This window comes from Fibrobacter sp., from assembly GCF_045601785.1.
GTDB lineage: Bacteria > Fibrobacterota > Fibrobacteria > Fibrobacterales > Fibrobacteraceae > Fibrobacter.
Genome location: NZ_JAZSAF010000085.1, coordinates 1 through 21642 on the forward strand (window position 1 = coordinate 1; position 21642 = coordinate 21642).

The 21642-nt window shown below is 52.8% G+C and carries 18 protein-coding genes and 1 tRNA gene; 6 read left to right on the forward strand and 13 right to left on the reverse strand.

Annotation, left to right across the window (positions count from 1 at the left end; all coding sequences use genetic code 11):
• The coding region (locus ACKI61_RS13550) for an IMP dehydrogenase (protein ID WP_407458203.1) at window positions 1–465 on the reverse strand (465 nt) is incomplete at its 3' end.
• 52 nt (window positions 466–517) lie between these two features.
• Here ACKI61_RS13550 and ACKI61_RS13555 point away from each other — a divergent pair.
• A complete protein-coding gene (locus ACKI61_RS13555; RefSeq protein ID WP_407458204.1) occupies window positions 518–2896 on the forward strand; it encodes an ABC transporter in 2379 nt (792 codons plus the stop codon).
• 25 nt (window positions 2897–2921) lie between these two features.
• On the opposite strand, the gene ACKI61_RS13560 is transcribed toward ACKI61_RS13555, so the two are convergent.
• The 3 genes from ACKI61_RS13560 to argJ all read right to left on the reverse strand — a co-directional run bounded on the left by ACKI61_RS13560 (window position 2922) and on the right by argJ (window position 6870).
• Window positions 2922–3938 carry an NAD-dependent epimerase/dehydratase family protein gene (locus ACKI61_RS13560; protein ID WP_407458205.1) on the reverse strand — a complete coding sequence of 339 codons (1017 nt, stop codon included), beginning with the start codon at window positions 3936–3938 and terminating at the stop codon, window positions 2922–2924.
• 122 nt (window positions 3939–4060) lie between these two features.
• The gene (locus tag ACKI61_RS13565; RefSeq protein ID WP_407458206.1) at window positions 4061–5236 is read right to left on the reverse strand and encodes an iron-containing alcohol dehydrogenase; all 1176 of its coding nucleotides are present in this window, start codon (window positions 5234–5236) and stop codon (window positions 4061–4063) included.
• A 416-nt stretch (window positions 5237–5652) separates the two neighbouring features.
• Window positions 5653–6870: a bifunctional glutamate N-acetyltransferase/amino-acid acetyltransferase ArgJ gene (gene argJ, locus ACKI61_RS13570; protein WP_407458207.1), complete on the reverse strand. Its 1218-nt coding sequence runs from the start codon at window positions 6868–6870 to the stop codon at window positions 5653–5655.
• Between the two features lie 98 nt (window positions 6871–6968).
• Between argJ and greA the strand changes: the two genes are divergently transcribed.
• Together greA and holA are read left to right on the forward strand one after the other, a co-directional pair.
• The gene (gene greA / locus ACKI61_RS13575) at window positions 6969–7433 is read left to right on the forward strand and encodes a transcription elongation factor GreA (protein ID WP_290992328.1); all 465 of its coding nucleotides are present in this window, start codon (window positions 6969–6971) and stop codon (window positions 7431–7433) included.
• Window positions 7434–7436: 3 nt separating this feature from the next.
• Window positions 7437–8408 (forward strand): DNA polymerase III subunit delta, encoded by a 972-nt coding sequence (holA, locus tag ACKI61_RS13580; protein ID WP_407458208.1) that lies wholly within the window; start codon window positions 7437–7439, stop codon window positions 8406–8408.
• A 112-nt stretch (window positions 8409–8520) separates the two neighbouring features.
• On the opposite strand, the gene ACKI61_RS13585 is transcribed toward holA, so the two are convergent.
• The 9 genes from ACKI61_RS13585 to pyrR form a co-directional block, all read right to left on the reverse strand.
• On the reverse strand, window positions 8521–10068 hold the full coding sequence (locus ACKI61_RS13585) for a secretin N-terminal domain-containing protein (protein ID WP_407458209.1): 1548 nt from the start codon (window positions 10066–10068) through the stop codon (window positions 8521–8523).
• 5 nt (window positions 10069–10073) lie between these two features.
• Window positions 10074–12125 (reverse strand): hypothetical protein, encoded by a 2052-nt coding sequence (locus ACKI61_RS13590; protein WP_407458210.1) that lies wholly within the window; start codon window positions 12123–12125, stop codon window positions 10074–10076.
• The gene (locus ACKI61_RS13595) at window positions 12122–12721 is read right to left on the reverse strand and encodes a type 4a pilus biogenesis protein PilO (RefSeq protein WP_407458211.1); all 600 of its coding nucleotides are present in this window, start codon (window positions 12719–12721) and stop codon (window positions 12122–12124) included. The genes ACKI61_RS13590 and ACKI61_RS13595 overlap by 4 nt, the downstream gene beginning before the upstream one ends.
• Window positions 12714–13337, reverse strand: a complete 624-nt coding sequence (locus tag ACKI61_RS13600; RefSeq protein ID WP_407458212.1) for a PilN domain-containing protein — start codon at window positions 13335–13337, stop codon at window positions 12714–12716. Before ACKI61_RS13600 ends, ACKI61_RS13595 begins: the two co-directional genes overlap by 8 nt.
• Window positions 13337–14482: a pilus assembly protein PilM gene (gene pilM / locus ACKI61_RS13605; protein WP_407458213.1), complete on the reverse strand. Its 1146-nt coding sequence runs from the start codon at window positions 14480–14482 to the stop codon at window positions 13337–13339. The genes ACKI61_RS13600 and pilM overlap by 1 nt, the downstream gene beginning before the upstream one ends.
• A 98-nt stretch (window positions 14483–14580) precedes the next feature.
• Complete coding sequence (locus ACKI61_RS13610) at window positions 14581–15594, reverse strand: PilZ domain-containing protein (RefSeq protein WP_407458214.1); 1014 nt, start codon at window positions 15592–15594, stop codon at window positions 14581–14583.
• 30 nt (window positions 15595–15624) lie between these two features.
• Complete coding sequence (locus tag ACKI61_RS13615; protein WP_407458215.1) at window positions 15625–16905, reverse strand: dihydroorotase; 1281 nt, start codon at window positions 16903–16905, stop codon at window positions 15625–15627.
• Window positions 16892–17830: an aspartate carbamoyltransferase catalytic subunit gene (locus ACKI61_RS13620; RefSeq protein WP_407458216.1), complete on the reverse strand. Its 939-nt coding sequence runs from the start codon at window positions 17828–17830 to the stop codon at window positions 16892–16894. Before ACKI61_RS13620 ends, ACKI61_RS13615 begins: the two co-directional genes overlap by 14 nt.
• Before the next feature lies 1 nt (window position 17831).
• On the reverse strand, window positions 17832–18362 hold the full coding sequence (gene pyrR / locus ACKI61_RS13625; RefSeq protein ID WP_407458217.1) for a bifunctional pyr operon transcriptional regulator/uracil phosphoribosyltransferase PyrR: 531 nt from the start codon (window positions 18360–18362) through the stop codon (window positions 17832–17834).
• 273 nt (window positions 18363–18635) lie between these two features.
• Between pyrR and ACKI61_RS13630 the strand changes: the two genes are divergently transcribed.
• From ACKI61_RS13630 to ACKI61_RS13640, 3 genes are all read left to right on the forward strand, one after another.
• Complete coding sequence (locus ACKI61_RS13630) at window positions 18636–19181, forward strand: peptidylprolyl isomerase (protein ID WP_294112472.1); 546 nt, start codon at window positions 18636–18638, stop codon at window positions 19179–19181.
• 199 nt (window positions 19182–19380) lie between these two features.
• Window positions 19381–19453, forward strand: a tRNA-Ala gene (locus ACKI61_RS13635).
• A gap of 111 nt (window positions 19454–19564) precedes the next feature.
• The gene (locus ACKI61_RS13640; protein ID WP_407458218.1) at window positions 19565–21604 is read left to right on the forward strand and encodes a M23 family metallopeptidase; all 2040 of its coding nucleotides are present in this window, start codon (window positions 19565–19567) and stop codon (window positions 21602–21604) included.
• Window positions 21605–21642 lie beyond the last annotated feature (38 nt).

The window sequence follows — 21642 nt, forward strand, 5'->3', positions numbered from 1 at the left end:
CGGATTCTTCGTCATCACGGTGCGAATCTTTGCGTTCATGTCGCTCACGGTGCGCAGGTCGCGGCTAGTGAGCATGCCCACGAGCTTACCCTTCGAAAGAATCGGGAAACCGCTCACCTTGTTGCGGGCGCGGAGTTCAAATGCGGCGGACACCGGCTCATCGGCATCGAGCGTCACCGGGTTGGTCACAATACCGGACTGCCAACGCTTGACCTTGCGGACTTCTTCGGCCTGGTCTTCGATAGACATATTCTTGTGGATAATGCCGAGACCACCCTGCAAAGCAAGGGAAATAGCGAGCGGAGCCGTCGTCACGGTGTCCATGGCGGCACTGATAATAGGAATGTTAAGCTTGATATTGGAGGCGAGCTGGGTGCTCACGTCGGTCTGTGCCGGCAAAACGGAGGATTCAGCGGGAACGAGCAGGACGTCATCAAACGTCAAGGCTTCAGGCAAAAGTTTCATAAAGTACCTCTTTTGCGCATAGAATATAGAAAAATAAATCTATTTTTTCAACATGTCTGACTCCATTTTCATCCGCGGATGCCGCCTACACAACCTAAAAAACGTAGACGCCCAGTTCCCCATGGGCAAAATCACGGTGGTATGCGGTCCATCGGGATGCGGAAAGTCGACCCTGGTGCTTGACACCCTGCACGGGGAATCCAAGCGTCGTTACCTGGAGACGCTTTCTCCATTTGCAGCTGAATTACTTGGCGGTCGCCGCATTATTCCGCTAGACAGCGCAGAAGGTTTGCCCGCAAGCCTTGCCGTAGGCCCGAGCCACGGAGAAGCTCCCGCCAAGGCGTACGCCCTGAGCATTTCGGAATGCGACAACACGCTGCGAAGCTTGTTCGCTAGATTTGCTAGACCCGCCTGCCCCGTTTGCGGGAAACCCATGGCAAGCCAGAGCCGCGAGGAAATCATTCGCGAAATCGCCAGTCTGCCACAAGGAAGCAAGCTACAGTTCTTTGCGCGGATTGAAGCAGATAAGTACGCGACTCTCGATAAACTTTCGGCGGTGTTCCTAGCGCAGGGCTTTACACGCGCCATGGCTGACGGAGTAAGCTATTCGCTCGCCGACTTGACTGCGGCCGAGCGCGAAATCGAACCGCAAGAATTCTTTATTGTCGTGGACCGCGTGATTGTCCGCGACAACACCCGCACAAGAATCGCCGAGGCGGTAGACGGAGTCTTGAAGCTCACCCACGGCGAACTGACTTTAGACATCAACGGAAGCCGCAAACTTTTCAGCACGGCACCGCGTTGCCCCGACCACGGAGAACAGCAGTCTCGCCCGCTCCAGCCAGAAGACTTGTCGCCTTATTCACGCACCAGCACCTGCACCACTTGCGGAGGCACGGGTATCATCGAAAAAGACGATTCCACCGAAGATTGCCCCGACTGCAAGGGGCTCCGCCTGAAGCAAAACGTCCTTCAAGCAATTATCGACGATACCACTTGGCAAGACTTACTCGAAACACCGTTCACAGGGCTCGGGCAAAAACTGCACCAACTTTTCGACAGCCGTCTGAACGCAAACCAAAAGCCCGCCTTCAACGCGCTCCTCGACCGCATCGAGGCAATCAACGAACTCGGCATCGGTTACCTAACCGCCGGAAGATCGGCCACAACACTTTCGGGTGGCGAAGTCCAGAGACTTCGGCTTTCGAGCCTCAGCACCGGGCACCTGAACAATCTCTTGATTGTCCTCGACGAACCCGCCAGCGGTTTGCACCAAAGCGATGTGGAAGCCCTTTGGAAAGTTTTAAAGAAGGTGCAGTCCCGCGGGAACACGCTTGTTCTCATCGACCACAATCCCGCCCTCATCAAGAAAGCCGACTGGATTATTGAAATGGGGCCTGGAGCCGGCGAAAAGGGCGGCGAAATATTGTTGCAAGGAACCGCGAAAGAAGTACTCGGAAATCCGGCATCTCCCACGGGGAATTGGATTAAGCTTTTGGACGAGAAGAAAAAGAACGTCATTGCGAAAATTACAGCGGAGCCGACCTCAAACAAAACAAAGCAATCCAAAAAACGTCATTGCGAGCAAAGCGAAGCAATCAATATCGAAAAATTCGCCTTATTCGACATGAAACCAGTCACTGCACATTTTCCGATTCAAAAGTTCAGCGTCATTACAGGCCAGAGCGGTAGCGGCAAGTCTACGATTTTCTTCAGGAACTTAGCCCCGCGTGCCTCCAAGGGCGAATTCGAAAGTCTCGGCATCCAGGCACTATCGATTCTTTCGACAGGCGATTTCCACGGGAACCGACGCAGTACCGTCGCCTCGGCCATCAACCTGAACACGATTCTCCGCGACCTTTTCGCAAAACTCCCCGAAAGCAAGGTCCGCGGCTACACCGCAAGCAAATTCGCGACGCACGCTCCCGGGGGCCGCTGCGAAAACTGCAAGGGCGAAGGCGTTATCCTCGACCCCGCGGGCTACGAAGAATCCGAATGTCCCGTGTGCCTCGGCAGACGTTTCAAAGATGAAATTCTTGAAGTCCGCTTCAAGTCGCTTTCCATCGCCGACATCTATGACCTAGAAGTCGGCGAAGCCTACAAATTGTTCATTAATATGAAGCCCTTCGCCGACAAGTTGAAGCCCTTGATCGATACCGGGCTCGACTACTTGCGCCTCGGGCAAACCACGTCGCACCTTTCCGGCGGCGAACGCGCCCGTTTGCGTCTTTCCATCGCGCTTGCCCGCGCGAAGGCGCCGAACACGCTCTTCCTTTTCGACGAACCCGCCCGCGGGCTCCATCAAAAGGACATCCAGCATCTACTCGACCTGATTCACGGCCTCACCGAAGCGGGCCACACCGTCATTGCCATCGAGCATGCGCAGGACTTCGTAAACGCCGCCGACTATGTGGTGGAACTAAGCCGATAAATGCTGCAATCAAGCGCCGCGGAAGTTAGCGCAAAGCCGCCTTTGCCTTTTCCAGCGTCGCAATCACCTTGTCGCACCAGGCGTCGAATTCGGGATCTTCTTTCTGGAATTCAGGATGCGCTAGCACATAGTCGATGGTGCGGTGAATTCCTTGGTCAAAACGGACCTCGGTACGGAAAGTCGGCACAGCGCGCTTGAGTTTGGAATTGTCAAACACCACGGAGTTCGCCTTGTCGCCGATGAGGCTTCCAAGCAGGTCATAATCGCTTACATCTGCAAGGAATTGTGAAGACACGTAGTAAGGCTTGAGTTCGACTCCGAGCGCATCAGCAACCGCCTTGTAAATCTGGTTCCAAGTGAGCGTTTCGTCACTTGTAATCTGGAACGATTCACCGATGGCATGCACGTTACCCATCAGGCCCACAAAGCCGCGAGCAAAGTCGGTATTGAAAGTCATGGTCCAGAGGCTCGTACCGTCGCCGTGAATAATGACGGGCTTGCCCTCGAGCATGCGCTTTGCCACCTGCCAGCTGCCGTTCTTGCCGTGGACGCCCAGCGGGATGCTGCGCTCGTCGTAGGTGTGGCTCGGGCGAATAATCGTAATCGGGAAGCCTTCCTCGCGGTACTTGCGCATCAAGAATTCCTCCCCCGCAATCTTGTTGCGGGAGTATTCCCAATAGGGGTTCGCAAGAGGCGTGCCCTCGGTAATGCGGTAGTCCGAAAGCGGCTTCTGGTAGGCGCTCGCGGAACTGATGTACATGAACTGCTTGGTCTTGCCCTTGAATAGGCGGTAATCGCGTTCAAGTGCGCTCGGGTGGAACACGATAAAGTCGCAGACCACGTCGAACTCCATCCCCTTGATTTTTTTGGCAACAGCAGCTTCGTCGTAGATGTCGGCGTTGATGATTTCAACCCCAGCGGGGATATCTTCTGCGGGGCGGTTCCCGCGATTGAGCAGGTAAAGTTTCCAGCCCTGGGATGCTGCAAGGCGCGTGATGGCCATGCTGATAGTTCCCGTACCGCCGATGAAAAGTGCAATCATATTGAGTATGTGAGGTATGAGGTATGAGCACGGCCGCCTTCGGCGTCCTTTGAGGTTATAATCACGCCTACAAGCGCCTCAAACCTCAAAGTGCGAAGCACGACCTCACTGCTCATAGCTAGTTACACCGTTGCGTGGGCGGCAATCTTGTAGATTTCAGTGACGTCCTTCGCCTTGAGCGGCACGAATCCCCAGCCGTCGCCCGGATTCAGTTTTTCCACCATCTTCGGGATGTCTTCTTCCTTCGCGCCGAGTTCTGCAAAGTTAATCGGCATGCCAATGGAATGCAAGAATCGGCGGAAAGCCCTGATGCCTTCGAGGGCGGTGGCCTTCGGGTTCTCGAAGTTCATCTCGCAGCCGAACACGCGGGTCGCCATCTGGGCAAAGCGCATCACGTTGTGGTCCACCACGTATTCCATCCAAGCGGGCATGATGACTGCTAGGCCCGCGCCATGGGCGCAGTCGTAAAGAGCCGAAAGTTCATGTTCGATGGCGTGGCTGTTCCAGTCCTGACTGCGCCCGCAGCCCACAACGCCGTTGTGGGCTACCGTCCCCGCCCACATGATGTTTGCACGCACCTGGTAGTTGGCGGGGTCGGCAATGGCGCGGGGGCCCTCCTTCACCATCGTTAAAAGCACCGCTTCGCACAGGCGGTCGGTGATTTCCACTTCGAGCGTATTCGTGAAGTAGCGTTCAAAAACGTGAGCCATGATATCGGTAATGCCGCAAGCCGTCTGGTAAGCAGGCAACGTGCAAAGCAAAGCAGGATTCTGCACCGCGAACTTCGGGCGAATGTGTTCGCTACTTGCACCGCGCTTGAGCATGCCGTCTTCCTTGGTAATCACGGAGTCGCCGCTACCTTCGGAACCGGCAGCCGCAATCGTCTGCACCACGCCAATCGGAAGCGCACATGCAGCAGAAGCCTTTCCTTCGTAAAAGTCCCAAAAATCGCCCTTGTAAGGAACACCCATGGCAATGGCCTTGGAGCTATCGATCGTAGAGCCGCCACCCACCGCCAAAATAAAATCGATGCCATTTTCACGGACAATTTCGATGCCCTTGTACACGAGCGAATCGTGCGGATTCGGCTTCACACCGCCGAGTTCCACATGCGGGATACCAGCCGCATCGAGGCTTGCCTTCACGCGGTCAATCAAGCCCGAACGCACCGCAGAACCCCCACCGTAATGAATCAGCACCTTGGTGCCGCCATACTTTTTTACGAGTTCACCGCATTCATTTTCGCGGTTCATACCGAATACGAATTCTGTGGGGCTGTAGAAGTTGAAATTATCCATGTTCCGTCCTTTTTTTAGTTTTACCTAAAAATACAAGAAAATCCCGCCAAAAAGCAGGATTTTCACAAGAATTCCGTTCACAAAAGGAACCAAACACGCCGAGCGGTCTACCGTGAGAGCCGAACGGTCTCCGTGAGCAACAAACGCCTAGTATTGACTAGGCGTGGTTGCGAGATAATCGGCTCCCGTATAAGGATTCCGTTGAGTTTAGCCATCCCGTGAGCCACAAGCGACTCGTCCTAACGAGTCGTGGTGGCGAGAGAGCTGGCTTCAGAGTAAGGATTCTGGTGAATTTAGCCAGCTCGGTCTTATTAGGTCGTACTGTGAGCGAAAAACGCCTGCTATCAAGCAGGCGTGGTTGCGAGATAATCGGCTCCCGTATAAGGATTCTGTTGAGTTTAGCCAGCTCGGTCTTATTAGGTTGTATACTCGGCGTTGATCTTAACATAGTCGTAGCTCAAGTCGCAAGTGAAGGCACTCGCGCTAGCATGCCCGATGTTAAGAACGAGCGTTACTTTGTATTCACGCTGGCGGACTACCGCACGCAGAGCCTTGGTCTGTTCTTCGTCGAGCTGCACCGGGCGGCCGTTAGAAAGCACCTGCACATCGCCAAAGAAAAGGTCCGTCTGTTCGGCGACCATGTTGCAGCCACTGCTACCCGCACTGCTCAAAATGCGGCCCCAGTTCGGGTCTTCGCCGAACATAGCGCACTTGGCCAAGTTAGAGGTACCAATAAAGCGGGCCATGCGCAAAGCCTCTTCATGGCTTTCGGCCTTTTCGATGCAGAGTTCAATCAGCTTGGTTGCACCTTCACCGTCGCGGACGATATCCTTAGCAAGTTCCTTCATCACAAGCATGAGTGCTGCACGGAATTCACCCTGTTCGGTGAGCGAGAGGTCTTCGTACTTGAGGCCGCTCATGCCGTTAGCAAGGAGAATGCAAGTGTCGTTCGTACTGGTGTCGCCATCGACCGTAATCGCATTGAAGGAGTCGGCAATGTCGGCGCGGAATTCAGCAAAGAAATCGATCGGCAAAGCAAGGTCGGTAGTAATAAAGGCAAGCATCGTGGCCATGTTCGGGTGAATCATGCCCGAGCCCTTGCAGGCGCCACCAATCGTCACCACACCCTTTTCGGTCTGGATTTCGACGGCATGGCTCTTGAGCGCAAGGTCAGTCGTGAGGATAGCGCGACCAAATTCTTCGGAAGCGTCAGCATGGAGCTTTTCCACAAGCTTCGGAATACCGGCTTCAATCTTGTCCATCGGCATCAGGTGGCCAATCACACCGGTGCTGCAAACGAGCACGCTCTTCGGAGTAAGCTTCAAGGCTTCTTCAGTAAGGACAGCCATGCGTTCTGCATCGCGGAGTCCCTGTTCGCCGGTACAGGCGTTTGCGTTACCGCTGTTCACCACAACGGCAGATGCAAAGTGAGCATGTTCAAGGGCGGCTTTGTCGTAAAGCACCGGAGCAGCCTTCACCTTGTTCGTTGTAAACACGGCAAAGCAGCGAGCCGCCTTTTCGCTCTTCAGAAGAGCCATGTCAGCGTTACCGCTGGCCTTGATGCCTGCACAAATTCCAGACGCGGTAAAGCCCTTCGGGGAGCAAACGCCGCCTTTTTCCAATACAGTGTACATAGTATCTCCTATTGTTTTTTCACCCTAAATTATAGAAAAATGCGACAATGTTGAACACCCCCTGCTTCTGTCCCACAAAAAAATTCTAATTTAAGGTCATGGCTAAAACACCCTGTACTAAAGAAACATACGACAAGCTGGTTGAACGTTACACCTTCCTCAAAAAGGTCGAACGTCCCCGCGTTGTAGATGAAATGGAAGAAGCCCGCAAGCAAGGCGACCTGAGCGAAAACGCCGAATACCACGCCGCCAAGGAAATGCTGGCTCATATTGACCTGGAAATTCCCAAGCTGGAAGACCAGATTTCGAACGCAATTATCGTGGAATTTGACGCAAACTCTGACACCATCCGCTTTGGCGCCACCGTCACCGCCAAAAACCTCGCTACCAAGAGGGAAGTGGTTTACCAGTTGGTGAGCCCCGAAGGCGTCGATCCGATGAATGGCAAAATCAGTTTCAAGAGCCCCATGGGTTCCGCATTCATGGGCAAAAAGAAGGGCGAAATCGTCGAGGTCGTCACCCCCAAGGGCAAGAACCGCTTCGAAATCATCGACTTCAAGTAAGCTATGATTGTAGCCCTCATCGGCAACGACAAGTTCTCCAAGGACAACCGTACCCAGAAATTCCTGGAGGATTCCCTCGGAGAAAATGTGAACGATCCGCTGTCCAAGCAGATTGTCTACGGAACTGATCCCAACATCTCTTCTGTAGCGGCAATCATCATGGAAAGCTGCGGAACGGTTTCGATGTTTGCACCGGAACAGGCCGTGGTCGTCCATAATGCCGAAGCCATGAAGGCTGACGACATCAAAGCGCTCGCACGATGGCTTAAGGATGCCCCCGACTGCAAGCTCCTCCTCGACTTCGAAAAGCTCGCCGCCAACACGGAACTCTACAAGACGCTCCAGAAAGTGGGCAAAGTCGAAAAGTACGAGGAACCCAAGCAGTACAAAATGCAGGAGCACATTTCTTCGATCGTCCCCGAGCACTTCAAAAAGCCGATCGAACCCGCCGCAAGCCAGTACCTTGCCGACGCCCTAGGTACCGACACAAAGCTTGTTTGCGAAGAGCTCAAGAAAGTTCTTCTCTTCGCCCCCGACACGCCCAAGTTCACCTACGACCTTGTAAGGTCCATGGTGACGCCCCGCCGCGAAATTCCGCCCTACGAAATCCTGAACTTTTTCGGGATGCGCGATTCCGTCGGTTTTGCACGCAAGCTCCACGAAATCCTTTACGGCAACAAGGACAACGATGCCATCGCCATCGTGAATGCCCTGTACAGCCACGCAGTCGATTTGCTGAATTTTATGTCGCTTACTGCCAAAAAGATTAGCGCAGAAGAGGCGGCGCAAACTTTAGGCAAGAACTACTTCCTGTTCTGCAAACAAGGTAACGCAGCCGAGTGCTGCAGACGCTGGGGTAAACCCACGCTCTGCCGAGTCATCCGCCGACTCGCCGAACTCAACTACGAATTCAAGAGTTCCAGCTGGACCATCACCAGCCAGGAACTCGCCATCGCCGCACTCGTGGTGAGATAGTATAACAAGCATCGAATAATCAGTGCAAACTAATCACTTGTGCTAAACAATTGTCTATTATATGAAAAGAGCATCGGCATTGCCGATGCTCTTTTAAACGCTGTAAGCTAGATTAGTTCCAGTCTTCGTTCTCTTCAGGAGCCGGTGCGGCCGGAGCCGGAGCGGAAGTCTCTTCAACCTTCTTTTCTTCGGCGGCCGGAACCTTTTCTTCAGCAGGCTGTTCCTGCGGCTTCGGGGCTTCAACAATCGGAGTTTCTCCTTCGGCAGGTTCTGCAGCCGGAGTCTGTTCCACCTTCTTCGCCTGCGGAGCGGCATTTTCGCCTTCAGAGGCTTCGGTAAGTTCCACGGAACCGACATAGTTGCGGATAATGCGCGGGGTCACGAAGATAATCAGGTCGCGCTTCGTGACAGCCTTACGAGAATACTTGAAGAGATTGCCGAGCAGCGGGATATCCTTCAGGAACGGAATGCCAGATTCGCTTTCGGTGTTTTCGTTACGGGTAAGGCCGCCGATTACAACCGTTTCACCATCGGCCACCACGACCTTGGTCTTTGCTTCTTGGGTACTGATCACCACCTGGCCCTTTTCATCGTAACCATAGGAATTGTTTTCCGGGTGCAGGTCAAGCAAGATGCGGTTGTCACCCGAAACATGCGGGGTCACCGTAAGCTTGATACCGGTTTCCACGAGCTGCGTCGAAGATTCGCCACTATCGTCAATCACACGGATAGAGACCTTGTCTCCCATGAACACCAGAGCTTCGGTGTTGTCAAGAGTAGAAACCTGCGGACTGGCGAGCACTTCGGTAGAAGCGTCACCCATAATGTTCGTAATGGCAACCTGAAGGTTGTTGTCCAAAAGGCTTGCGGTAATGGCAGTCGATGCGTTACCCACTCCCGGAGAAGCACCTGCATTCGGGAAGGAGCTGATAACAGCACTGGTACGGGTATCACCCGAAGTACCAGAACCACTCGGCACCTGAGCCCTACCCGGAGTAAGGTCGGCCGTTCCAGATCTTGCAGCCCAGTCCACACCAAGTTCGCGGGCGCGTTCGCTGTTGACCACCACGAGCTTTGCGGTAATCATGATCTGCAGCGTTTCCACATCGAGTTCGTTCAAAGCCTTTTCCATCTGTTCAATCTTGCCTTCGGTATCGTAGACAATGATCGAGTTCGTGCGTTCCACCGTCGTAATACGGCCACGTCCCGTCTTCATGCTTTCGAGAACCTTCACCAGTTCTTCAGCCTTCGCATGGTGAACCTGGAAGTTCTTACGCACGAGCGGAGCGTTCTGTTCTGCCTGAGCTTCTTCGTCGGCAATCTTCTTCTGCTTGGCCTGGTAAGTGGCCGAACGCTGAATCAAGATGTACTTGTCTTCGATGATCCAGGTCAGGTCATTCATGCTACAGATAATGTCGAGCGTTTCCTGCCAAGTTTTCTTGGTCACCTTGAGGCTCGTCTTGCCCTTGACTTCGGGAGCAAGAATAATATCGACTCCGGCAATCACGGACACCGAGCTGAATACTGCTTCGAAGTTCATGTCGACGAAGCTGAAATCATACAGTTTCTTGTTGGGGGTTTGCACCGCACCTTCGGCAGGTGCGCTCCATGCGGTAGAAAGACCTGCCACCAAGAGAAGAACGGTTAGGATTTTTATCATCTTTTTCACTGTTGACCCCCAATTTTATCGGGAAGACCCATGGAGTAGCGACGGCTCACCCCGAATTCCTGAATCAGGAAGAGAACGTCAGTTTGTGTGATTTTTAAGACCTTGCCATTGAGGATTTTGTCACCCTCTTTGACTGTATAAGAAATCGACGGATTCTTGGATTCAACCAGAATGGCCACCGGGACATCGGATTCCCAAATGATACCCACCAGTTCAACCTGGTCGATATTGATTCCTTCTTCTACCAAGCCATCGACTTCGACAAACGGATCGCGGCGGCCGAAAGAACTGTAGGTGACACGATCTTCGTAGAGACCTTCCAGCTGGCTTCCCACCGTGGGAGCCGTTGCCGTAAGTTCTGTACCGCGTTCCTTGTCAACCTGCTTTAAGCGTTCTTCCTGAACCGATGACAACTCATCAAAGAATCCGACAGAACGGCGGTCCACATAACCGACCCTGTTGCCGTACTGAACCTTGCGATATAGGCCGACCATGTCCAAGCTAACAAGACGATCGCCAAAGACAAGGCGGTGCATCACCTGAGAGTTTTCGTTCGGGGCAGCATAGAATTCAATTTCGTCTGCAACCACAATCAATTCACGAATCACCGGGCGCAGGTGGAATGTCTGCGAACCGGAAATAATCTTCTTGCTGCCCTTGTCTAGGTTCTTCACGAACGCATCGAAATTGGGCTTCTCTTCAACAGCTTTCATCCAATCGCGGACAAAGATGCCGTTAGGCTGAGCAGACCAGAAGATAAAGCCATCTTTATTGATTCCCTTCTCGGCAATCTGGAGAATCAAGGCGCCATCCTGCACCACAATCACGGGCTTGATGGAACCCTTCAGCTGAATCTTCAGGCCGTTCGCACCCCAAGTGACAGACTTCACCAAAGTACCTGCACCAATCCTGAACACCGGAGACTTGGAGGGACCAGCAAGGCCAACCGTCAGAACAGAATTCTTGTCGGGGCCGGTGACATTCTGAATTTCAACAGGGCTATCGGCAACAAGGCGGAACTGCTCCATACCCGAACCGATGAGGACAGTCATTTCCTTGAGCTTTGGAAGCAAGGCGGAAATGGCACCACCTTCGTTGATGGCCTTATCCAGTTCCTTCTGCTGTTCGGCCATCAGTTTTTCCTGTTCGCGGGCAGCCTTCTCGGCGGCCTTCTTCTCTTCAGCTAGACGCTTTTTCTCTTCGAGGGCAGCTTTTTCAGCAGCCTTTTTCTCTTCGAGAGCACGCCTTTCGGCTTCCTTCTTTTCAGCTGCCAGACGTTTTTTCTCTTCGAGAGCGGCTTTTTCAGCGGCCTTCTTCTCTTCGGCAAGGCGCTTCTTTTCTTCGGCGGCAGCCTTTGCAAGAGCCTTCTTTTCTTCAGCAGCTTTCTTTTCAGCGGCCTTCTTCTCTTCGGCGAGGCGCTTCTTTTCTTCGGCGGCAGCCTTTGCAAGAGCCTTCTTCTCTTCAAGAGCTTTCTTTTCAGCGGCCTTCTTCTCTTCAGCTAGACGCTTTTTCTCTTCGAGAGCAGCCTTTTCGGCAGCTTTCTTCTCTTCGGCCAAGCGTTTCTTTTCTTCGGCGGCAGCCTGCGCCACAGCCTTTTCGGCAGCCTTCTTGCGATCAGCATAGATTTTCGAAAGCGTCCAGGACTTGCCGCCCTTGTTCTTGAACTTGATCAAGAAGTTCGACTTGTCCAAGGCAATTTCGTTCTTGTCCGACGCAATCGATGCTCCCACCGTCATTTCAATCTTAAGGAAGGCGCTACCCTTGTAGGCGTCCTTATAGACCTTCATCGACTGAACAAACTTGGAGCTCGAGTCCACAACAAATTCACCTTCGCCCAAGGCGAAAGTCGTTTCCGAGAAACCCACAGTCAGCTTCTTCGAAGCAGCATCGTACTTCTGGAAGAACGTCGGGAGATCCTTATCCGAAGCAAAAGCAAATACGGCATTGCAGCCCTTCGCGTCGCATGCGAAACGGACATCCTTAATGACGGCGGCATTAGCAGCCACAGCAAAAGCGAGCAGCGATAAAAGTAAGCGAATTTTCATCATTTGCCCACCTTCTTCGACGTGTACGTAGTCAGGTTGAACGTCACGGACATGGTAATCGGAGTCCAACCGTGAGTTTCAGATTTTTCCACTTCGGCCTTGATGCCCGAGTAGCGGTTCAGCCTGAGATTGGTAATGGCCGTCGGATAGCTGAAATTGGCAATTTCAGCAAACAGGTAACCTAGCATGTGGTAACCCGAATTGACGGCGATGGAATAGCGGTTTTCGATATAGTGTTCCTTTTCGGCGCGGCCTTCCGGATTGAACTTCTGGATCTGCACCATCGAGCTGCGGATCACCGAGTAGAGGTCCTGCAGGCGCAGCGGAACCTTTTCTTCTTCAGGGAACATTTCCTTCAGCTTCTCGAAGTCCTTTTCCGCCTGGGCAAGTTGCATTTCCAACTCTGCCACGCGATGCTTCTTGGCGTTGATCTTATCAAGTTCCGCCTGGGCCGACTGAAGATCCCTTTCCAGCGATTCACGCTGGTAGTTGAAAGGATCCCACATATAGTTATATACCAGATGTGCAGCAGCCATCAGCAAAAGGCACACGACAAGGGCGTATACGTTCCTTTTGTCTTTTAAGTCTATCTTACCCATTTTCTCCCTCCCCAAGGCTCAGGTCTTGCTTAAGGACCACCTTGATGGTGAAATTATAGGCTTCCTTGTTTTCCACTTTAGCAGTAGAAATAGTCACCAAGGTTACAGACTGGATGCTCGCCTGCTTTTCCAGTTTCACCATGTATTCGGCGACTTCGGAAAAATCATAAGTGGTTCCTCTCATTTCCAAGTCAAATTCACTGACCTGGTTAATGCTCGTGATCCACATGTTGGGCGGCAGCACCGACGAGATGTTTTCGAACAAAATAACCCAGCGTTTCTTGCTCACCTGGATAGACTTGAGGGCGTTGATCTTGGTGTTGATGACACCCTGTTTCTGTTCGAGATCGCTAATCTTGGAAAGCAACGGGCGCTCGCGGTCCACTTCTTCCTGGACGCGAGTAAGCTCGGTACTCAAGCTACCGATGGTTTCGTTGATATAGGTCTGCAGCATAGATATAGCCACAATAGCAACAAGCAACGCCACTGTCGGCCAAATAATGCGGCGGTCCGTAATCCATGAAAAGTCTTTCTGCTTCTTGCGGTATTCCGGCGGAAGCAGGTTGATGGAAATGGCCAAGGCATTTCTCGTGGGTTCTTTTTTCTTAGACGCCATTAGAACTTCCTCATTGCCAAGCCCAACGCAGGGGCGTAAATATTGGAGAGGGCAATCGACAGACCGCCATCGCCAAACACCTTGGAATCACAAGGCACCAACTTGAACGGGTTCACCGTATCGGTGTCGATGCCAGAATGTTCCGCCACAAATTCCTTCAGACCAGGGGCGGCGGCTCCACCTCCACCAAGCAAGATCTTGGTGAGCGGTTTGGAGTCTTCTGTCGAGGAGAAATAGCGGATACCGATGTCGATCTGCGCCATCAGGTCCTCGTATGCCAGTCTAAGCGCGGCTTCCACTTCGGCTTCGGAGAATCCGTCCACCGAGGCCAAGTTGCCAGTGCTCAAGAGCTCATGGCACTTTTCGGAATCAATACCCAAATTCATGCATGTTTTGCTCACGACCATGTCCAAAGAGCCGCCGGCCATAGCACGCATCGAGTGGAACAGCCCGTCCTGGACAAAGGCCACACTCATCTTCTTTTCGCCGATATTGAAAATGGCCACAGTCGCATCTTTATCCTGCGGCTCCACCGTTGCCATGTAGGCGTTCAACAAACCAAAGATATCGGCGTCGAGCGCAGAAAGCTTGAGCCCACGGCGATTGAAGAACTGGGCCCAGGAGTCAAGCAGGGCACTTTTCGCGGCCACTACGTTCACCTTGACATCTTCACCTTCGCGGGAGTAGACCTCGTAGTCGATCACGTTGTCCTGGTCGTCGAAAGGCGGACGGGACTGGGCAGTCTGAAGAATAATCGCCGCTTCGTTTCCGTTTTTAGGGATTTTTACCGACAGACGGTCCACAAGGATACCACCAGCGCCGGCTCCACAGTTCACCGAAGCCACGATGTCGCAGGAATCGTCAATCGGATGACGAATTAAGAGCTTAGCCATCGCTTCGGCCAAGAGTTCGGCGCCGTCCTTTTCTCGCTTACCGTCTTTATCAGTCGGGGCGTCGCCTTCGCGCACCTGGATTTCGCCGTTTACAATGCATCCATCGGGGACGCGTTCCAAATCGGCATCCAAAACAATCTTGTTTCCGCTCGTGCCATGCAAAACCTTGACATACTTGATGCTGTAATGTCCAACATCAATGCCTACAGTCTCGCGCAAGCCACGGATTTTTGCAATCAATCCTAAAGCCAATGTTTACTCCGATTGTAAAACAATACACTACTAATTCTACCTTTATAAAAGCAAAATGTCAAGCGGAAAATTCATCTAAGTCATTGAAAATGAACTAGTTAGGTGCTTTTTACCCACTTAACCCCCTGTTTTTTTCGCTTGTTGATCTCAAAAAGGTACTGGAGCACCCTTTCCTGGGTCCAACCGAAGGCTCCCTTAAACGAGGCCGTGTGGCAATAATAGTGGGGGTAATCCTGGTTTTTATGCCCTAAATTGCGCAAAATCTCAATTTCGACGTCTTCGTCACCAAAACTCGGGAGTTCAAACTGGATGCGCATATGCTGCCCAGGATAGCACTCCTTGGGGAGTCCCACCATGATACCGCCGGCAGAAAGGTCCAAAAGCGTACCTCCAATGGAAGACCCATCTTGGAAGACCGCCGTCACCGGGAACGCGACCTGTTCACGAACCCAACGGCGCAACTGTTTTTTATCCAGAGACGAAGAATGCAAAAGGACCAAATGTCCCGCATCTACCTGTCGAACAGGCAAGACAGCCGTATAGATGGCATCGTCAGGCCTGGTCCAGCGCACCTTGATTTCCTTGTTCACTAAAGAAAACGATGTGCCGTCGCTGGTATCGAAGGTTATCACCCACTCCTTTTCGCTGCGCGCCATGATTTCGGAGCGCTTGATGCGCAGGCCGTTTTCCAGAAGCAGGTCGATGCGGTCCCCTACATTAAACTGACGGGTCGAATAGATCTCCGCAAGCGGGTTCGACGCCGTAAAGGAAAGCTTCTTACGAAGACTCTCCACGGCGGCAAGCGTCTCATCGCGGACACTGAACACGTTGCGGATGTCGTAGAAATTGTCTACCGCATCTTCGAAAAGTCTAGACGAGTTCAAGACCGCATCCTTGTTTTCGAAAGAAGAATAGCGGATTATTTTATCCAAAGTCCGCTTTTCCTTGTCGGTAAAGCCCATCGCCTCGACCTTGTCATCAAAAGCCTTGGTGCCAAACATCACCTCATTTTCGCGGCGAAAGTTAATGCGATGCACTTCGAACAGCACCACTAGCGTCATGAACATGATGATAATAGATGCAATCCAGACTATTTGAAGCGGTTCTATCATATGGGCAAATCCATTCAATCGGTATGGCTGCTAGCCAAGATGGGTCCAGACTCCGTTGATGTAGGTTGCAAGAATCGATGACGGAAGTTCCTTGCCGAGGAGTGGAGAATTGCAGACATGACCCGCGAAGTCGCTTTCGACAACTACGTGCGGTTTATCTGCAGCAAGCACAACTACAGCGGCAGCATGGTTCTCGCCACGGACTGCATTTGCCAAGCGAGCGGGAGCCGTCGAGAGAAGTTCGATGGCACGAGCATCGCCCACGCGTTCGCTCAGCTTTTTCCAGATGGCAGGCAGCGCGATTTCTAGCGAAAGGGCTCCCGGTACGGAATCTTCGAAGTTCACCACTTTGTCCTGACGGAGCACAGGCGTATGGTTCATGCTGATGGCATTCACAGTGCCGTCTTCGATTCCCTTCCACAGAGCTTCGCGGTCTCCAGCGGAGCGAATCGGTGGCATAATGTGATATGCCGAGTCAAGCGTTTCAAGGCAGGAATCGTCGAGCAGCAAATGGTAGAGTCCAACATCGCAGGTCACATCCATTCCCTGCTTGCGGGCGTTACGAATCAAGTCCAGAGTCTCGCCGCAAGTCACCTGCTTAAAGTGGACCGGCACCTGCAGGAAGCGAGCCGTTTCAAGCACCGTGTAGGCGGCAATCGTCTCGGCGATGCGAGGAATGCCCTTCATGCCGAGCATATCGGAATAAGCGCCTTCGTGAACGCATCCGCTGTGGCGAAGTGTCTTGTCCATCGGCTGGAAGAAGAAGCGCTTGCCCGTCATCTTACCGTATTCCATGGCAAGGCGGAGGAAACGGGAATGAGGAATGGCGGCATTACCATCGCCGAAGCCAACAACTCCCGAAGCAAGCTCCATCATTTCGGCAAGGCTATCTGTACCAAAGCCCTTGCTGTAGGCACCGAGGAAACGGATATCATAAGCCGTACCACCAGGACCTTCATTAAAATCGCAGGGCCTACGGTTATCGGCAGCGGTCAACTTATCGACATCATCAATCGGGTTGGCGGCACTTTCGTATATGGCCCCATAAAAACCGCCCCTGCGCATAGCATCCACACCATCCACATAGGTATAGACATCGTCGCGAAGCGGTTCCATAAAGTCAACGCCAAGAGCAAAGAGCGCAGGCAAAACAAGCGCGCCATTGCAGTCATATTCATAAGAGTCGTTGTTGCTAGAGGAACCCGTCAGACGGACTTCATCACGCAGTTCAAAGGACTTACCGTTCCAGAACTTCGCGTTTTTCAAGACAACATTCGCATAATGTTCACAACTAGGCTTACGAGTTTTCATTGCGGCCTCCAGCCAAAAGGAAGAGAACGGCCATACGGACAGCAACGCCGTTGGTCACCTGATCAAGAATTACAGAATGTTCGCCATCGGCGATGTCGGAATCAAGTTCCACGCCGCGGTTGATTGGCCCCGGATGCATGATGATAACCTTGTCCTTGGCACATTCCAGGAGTTCTTCGGTAATGCCGAATGTATTGCGGTATTCGCGCATGCTCGGAAGCAGTGCGTCGTCCATGCGTTCTTTCTGCAAACGGAGGGCGATAATGGCATCAGCGTTTGCGACCGCCTTCTTCACATCCGGCTCCCACGTCACGTGGTTCATGAGGTCCGTGTTGCGCGGCACCAAGGTGCTAGGTCCGCAGAGCGTCACATGGGCACCCATCGTGGACATTCCCCAGAGGTTACTGCGGGCCACGCGGCTGTGGCGGATATCGCCAATGATGGTCACGTTCTTGCCTTCAAGCGTTCCGAGCTTTTCTTCGATCGTCAGCATGTCAAGGAGTGCCTGCGTGGGGTGTTCATGGGCACCGTCGCCCGCGTTCACGATAATCGCGTTGCTATGCTCGGCGAGGAACTTGGGGACTCCCGTCCCCTTGTGGCGGACGACCACGATGTCAATCTTCATGGACTCGATGTTTCGGAGCGTATCGACCAGAGTTTCGCCCTTCTTGACGCTGGAATTGGAACTCGTAAAGTTCACCGTATCAGCCGAGAGTCGCTTTTCGGCGAGTTCGAAACTCGTACGCGTGCGGGTGCTGTTTTCGAAGAACAAGTTCACCACCGTCATGCCCCTAAGGCTCGGTACCTTCTTGACCGGGCGTTCGAGTATTTCGCGGAACTGCTTGGCGTTGTCTAAAATGGTACGAATATCCTGCTTAGACACGCCCTGGAGTCCGAACAAATGCTTAATCTGTAATGCCCCCATCTTAGGCCTCCACCTCTACTAGGTACACTGAATTTTCTTTGTCTATCGGTTCAATCTGCACGCGGACTTCCTGATTCTGTGCGGTTTCAACCGTAAGGCCTACGCAGTCCGGCGCAATCGGAAGTTCGCGGTGACCGCGGTCCACCAGCACACAAAGGCGGATCGCCGCCGGACGCCCGAGGTCCAAGATAGCCTGCATGGCAGCTCGCACCGAGCGGCCCGTGTAAAGCACATCGTCTACCAAAATGACCGTCTTGCCTTCGACCGATGCAGGCATTTCGGTAATGCGCATCTCGGTGGAACCCACATGTTTGCGGTAGTGGAAGTCGTCGCGGTAGAAGGTTGCATCGATGCTCCCCATCGGGACCGTCTTGTTAAACTTTTGGCTTAAGCGCTCGCAGATTTTTTTTGCGAGAGGAATACCACGGCTTGCCATGCCAAGCACCACCATGTCGTCGGCAGTCGGGTGCATCTTGGCAAGCTTTGCCGCCATTTCGTCGAGGGCGAATTCCATCGCCTGAGCAGACAGCAATTCTCTAATTTTTTTACAGTTGTCTTTCATATAGGTATCAGGTCGGTCGCAAAGCGCCCTCTGAGGTTCGAGGTCACTCGCGCCGCTCGTTTTGAGTTTTTCTGCTAGAAATTAGTTTTTTTCTTGACTTTTTTCTTGGAAAAGTTGTAAAACACCCCTATTTTTTATATATATAAGGAAAACAACATATTACGCTTTTTGCTAGAGACTATTCCTTTCAAACTCGCAGCTCAAAGCGTAGCGAGCTCATACCTCACACCTATAGGAGATTCCATGTTCAATCAGCTGGGTAAACCGGAAGCAGGCGAAACCATCGCCATCATGAAGACCAACCACGGCACCATGAAGCTGCGCCTTTTTGAAGAACTCGTCGGCGAATGTGCCACGAACTTTATTGAACTCGCCAAGCAGGGCAAGTATGACGGCGCCCCGTTCCACCGCATTATCAAGGATTTCATGATCCAGGGCGGCGACTTCACGAACCGCAACGGTACCGGCGGACACTCTGCCAAGGGCCCGGGCACCACGATTGGCGACAAGTACGATTCCCGCCTCACCCACATGCGCGGCGCTCTTAGCTGGGCAAAGACCGCCATGCCGCACAGCATTGGCAGCCAGTTTTTCATTGTCCACGGCGACAATGTGCATTTCTTGGACCACGACCAGGTGGGCCCCGGCCCCGCTGACGGTTACTCCGTATTCGGCCAGCTCTACGAAGGTTTCGAAGTCCTTGACGAAATCGCAGGTGTCAAGACCGACCGCCGCGACGCCCCCTACGAAGACGTGATCATTGAATCCGTGACGATTGAAAAAGCCTAATTGCGATAAATCGCTGTTGAGAGCTACTAGTTCATAGTTACTAGAAAATTCTATCAAAAAGAACTCCTAGTCAAATAGGAGTTTTTCTTTTATTAAGCCATAATATCTTTTTTTCTTAAAGGAATTATTTTTTTTTGAAAAAAATTTTCTTTTTCCCTTGACAAGGGTAAATGTCTATTCTATATTTGCGCCAGCCCTCGGGGTTATAGCTCAGTTGGTAGAGCGCCTGCATGGCATGCAGGAGGTCAGGAGTTCGACTCTCCTTAGCTCCACTGAAAAGAACCGTTTGCAAAGCAAGCGGTTCTTTTTTTTTGCATCACACAAAACCTGCAAAAACCAAAGCCCCCACCGCTATGTTGTAATAAATTTGTATCTTTTATTCCATGAATACGGTTTGGAATAAATTCACTAAAATAGCCCACAAGAAAACGATTCTCGGCATCGCCGGATGCCTCGCCCTGATGGCACCCGCCTACGCAGAAGAATGCAACGCGGAAACCATGGACGCCTTCGCCTACGAAGACTGCGTCAAGGCAAAGGGCGGAAAGGTCGTCAACAATGAAAACTTTGGTGGCAGCGCCGATGCAAACGGAATCGACAACGCTGACGGTATGGAGCAGAAAAAAGTGCTCAAGGGCGATGAACCCACCTACCGCCCGTTTGACCGCGACGCCTACCTGACATCAAGCTTCGGCGAAAACCGCGGTACGCGCTACCACGCAGGTTTCGACTACTCGACCCAAATGGAAGAAGGCTGGCCCATCTACGCTCCCGAAGACGGAAAAGTCGAAGAAATCAGGGTATCCCCGTTCCACTATGGAAAGCTGATGCTCTTCAAGGGCAAGAGCGGCAAGACCTGGGCTTTTGCACACCAGAGCAGCTTTGGAAAGCTCGACGAACAGGTTTCCAAGAAACAGTACGCGAGTAAAAAGAACGATGTATCTCTGAAACCGGGCACAAGCTACAAGAAAGGCGACACGCTCACCTTTGCCGGCAGCACCGGTATCGGAAATCCGCACCTGCACCTGGAAGTTCGCCTTGACAACGACCGCGTCATCAACCCCGTGCTTGCAGGAGTCGTCATCGCAGACACCATGGCGCCGCAGATATTCGGCATCGCCGTGTGGCAGGGCAACCACCTGGCCGTCACGACACCAGAAGCAATAGACAAGGGCTGTGTCGAAACGCCGGTGAAGAACGAATTCAACCTGAGCATGGCCGTCAAAATCGCCGACTACAGCCGCGAGCCCAAGGAAAACCCGATGTCGGTCCGCCACATCACCATGTGGCGCTACGACGAGAAGATTTTTGACGAATGGCTCGACACGCTACGCTACAGCCGAATGACCCAAATCCGAGACCAGTTGCTTTGGGCCGAAGAAGCCGACACGGCCGGTGACTGGCATGTAATCCAGGCTAGACTTGCTCCGCTTTCGACCTACACCATCGAAGTGGAAGACTACAACGGCAACAAGACGTCCAAGAAATTCACCTTCCACCCGCGCTGCAAGAGCGACAAGCCCATTCCGCTGACCAAGGTGCAGACATCGCCGCTGTTTACCTTCTTAAGCCGCCCGATGCTCGACCTGTTCCGCTGCGAAAACGGGATGAAGTTCTCCGCCATGGCAAAGGACAACGTCATCGAAGAAGACATGTGCAAGGCGTTCAAGCACAAGCCCATCACCATCGGGCGCCTCCTTGAAATCTACCCCGAAATGACGCACATCCACTACACCGCAGACGCCAGCGCCACGGGCGACGGCAAGGCCGTTGACGAAGACATCGCCATCTACGCTTTTAGCCCGTACCAGAAGAGCGCCAACTGGACCACCAAGATTGGAAACATCGGCGTCACGCAGAAGATTACCGGCATGCCCGTCGTCAAGGACACCACCAAGCGCATCCTCGCCGTGACTCGTACCCATACCGACAGTCTGGACTTCATCGAGTTCCACCCCAAGGGAATGCAGCTCAAGGATTGGACGGTCTGTATCGAGAACGGCGAAAACAACGCTCCGCTCTACTGGCTCGGCGAAACAAGCCGCAACTGGTTCATCTTTAGCAAGCAGACTAAGGGCAAGAAACGCTGCGCCACGACCAACGAACTCCGCGACATCGCAAACATCAAAAACGAAGAAGCCCCCATCCTCGGATTCCCCTACTGGGGCGACATGTTCATCGGTGGCGTTCGTCAACCCGCCCTGAGAGTTCCGCTCATGTTCAAGTATGACGGAATCCCCGATGGAAACGCGATTACGGTAACGGTCGGCAAGAAGTGGGTTGCCGCTGAATACGATTCCGAACCGCGCGAAATCGTTATCGAGGGCGAAAAACTTCCTGAGGCAGGAGGCCACTTCAACATCAAGCTCGTAGACGAAGCCGGTCACAAGGCCAGCTACGACGTTGATGTTCCGGAGATGTAAGGAGGCGAGTGTCGCGGGCAAGCTCGCTTGCCCATGAC

Excerpts from the sequence above, each read along its gene's own strand:
- ACKI61_RS13560 (WP_407458205.1), bottom strand. The coding sequence starts at position 3,938 with ATGATTGCACTTTTCATCGGCGGTACGGGAACTATCAGCATGGCCATC.
- ACKI61_RS13555 (WP_407458204.1), top strand. The coding sequence starts at position 518 with ATGTCTGACTCCATTTTCATCCGCGGATGCCGCCTACACAACCTAAAA.
- ACKI61_RS13585 (WP_407458209.1), bottom strand. The coding sequence starts at position 10,068 with ATGATAAAAATCCTAACCGTTCTTCTCTTGGTGGCAGGTCTTTCTACC.
- ACKI61_RS13620 (WP_407458216.1), bottom strand. The coding sequence starts at position 17,830 with ATGGGGGCATTACAGATTAAGCATTTGTTCGGACTCCAGGGCGTGTCT.
- ACKI61_RS13565 (WP_407458206.1), bottom strand. The coding sequence starts at position 5,236 with ATGGATAATTTCAACTTCTACAGCCCCACAGAATTCGTATTCGGTATG.
- ACKI61_RS13590 (WP_407458210.1), bottom strand. The coding sequence starts at position 12,125 with ATGATGAAAATTCGCTTACTTTTATCGCTGCTCGCTTTTGCTGTGGCT.
- ACKI61_RS13630 (WP_294112472.1), top strand. The coding sequence starts at position 18,636 with ATGTTCAATCAGCTGGGTAAACCGGAAGCAGGCGAAACCATCGCCATC.
- ACKI61_RS13640 (WP_407458218.1), top strand. The coding sequence starts at position 19,565 with ATGAATACGGTTTGGAATAAATTCACTAAAATAGCCCACAAGAAAACG.
- holA (WP_407458208.1), top strand. The coding sequence starts at position 7,437 with ATGATTGTAGCCCTCATCGGCAACGACAAGTTCTCCAAGGACAACCGT.
- ACKI61_RS13615 (WP_407458215.1), bottom strand. The coding sequence starts at position 16,905 with ATGAAAACTCGTAAGCCTAGTTGTGAACATTATGCGAATGTTGTCTTG.
- ACKI61_RS13610 (WP_407458214.1), bottom strand. The coding sequence starts at position 15,594 with ATGATAGAACCGCTTCAAATAGTCTGGATTGCATCTATTATCATCATG.
- greA (WP_290992328.1), top strand. The coding sequence starts at position 6,969 with ATGGCTAAAACACCCTGTACTAAAGAAACATACGACAAGCTGGTTGAA.
- ACKI61_RS13600 (WP_407458212.1), bottom strand. The coding sequence starts at position 13,337 with ATGGCGTCTAAGAAAAAAGAACCCACGAGAAATGCCTTGGCCATTTCC.
- ACKI61_RS13595 (WP_407458211.1), bottom strand. The coding sequence starts at position 12,721 with ATGGGTAAGATAGACTTAAAAGACAAAAGGAACGTATACGCCCTTGTC.
- argJ (WP_407458207.1), bottom strand. The coding sequence starts at position 6,870 with ATGTACACTGTATTGGAAAAAGGCGGCGTTTGCTCCCCGAAGGGCTTT.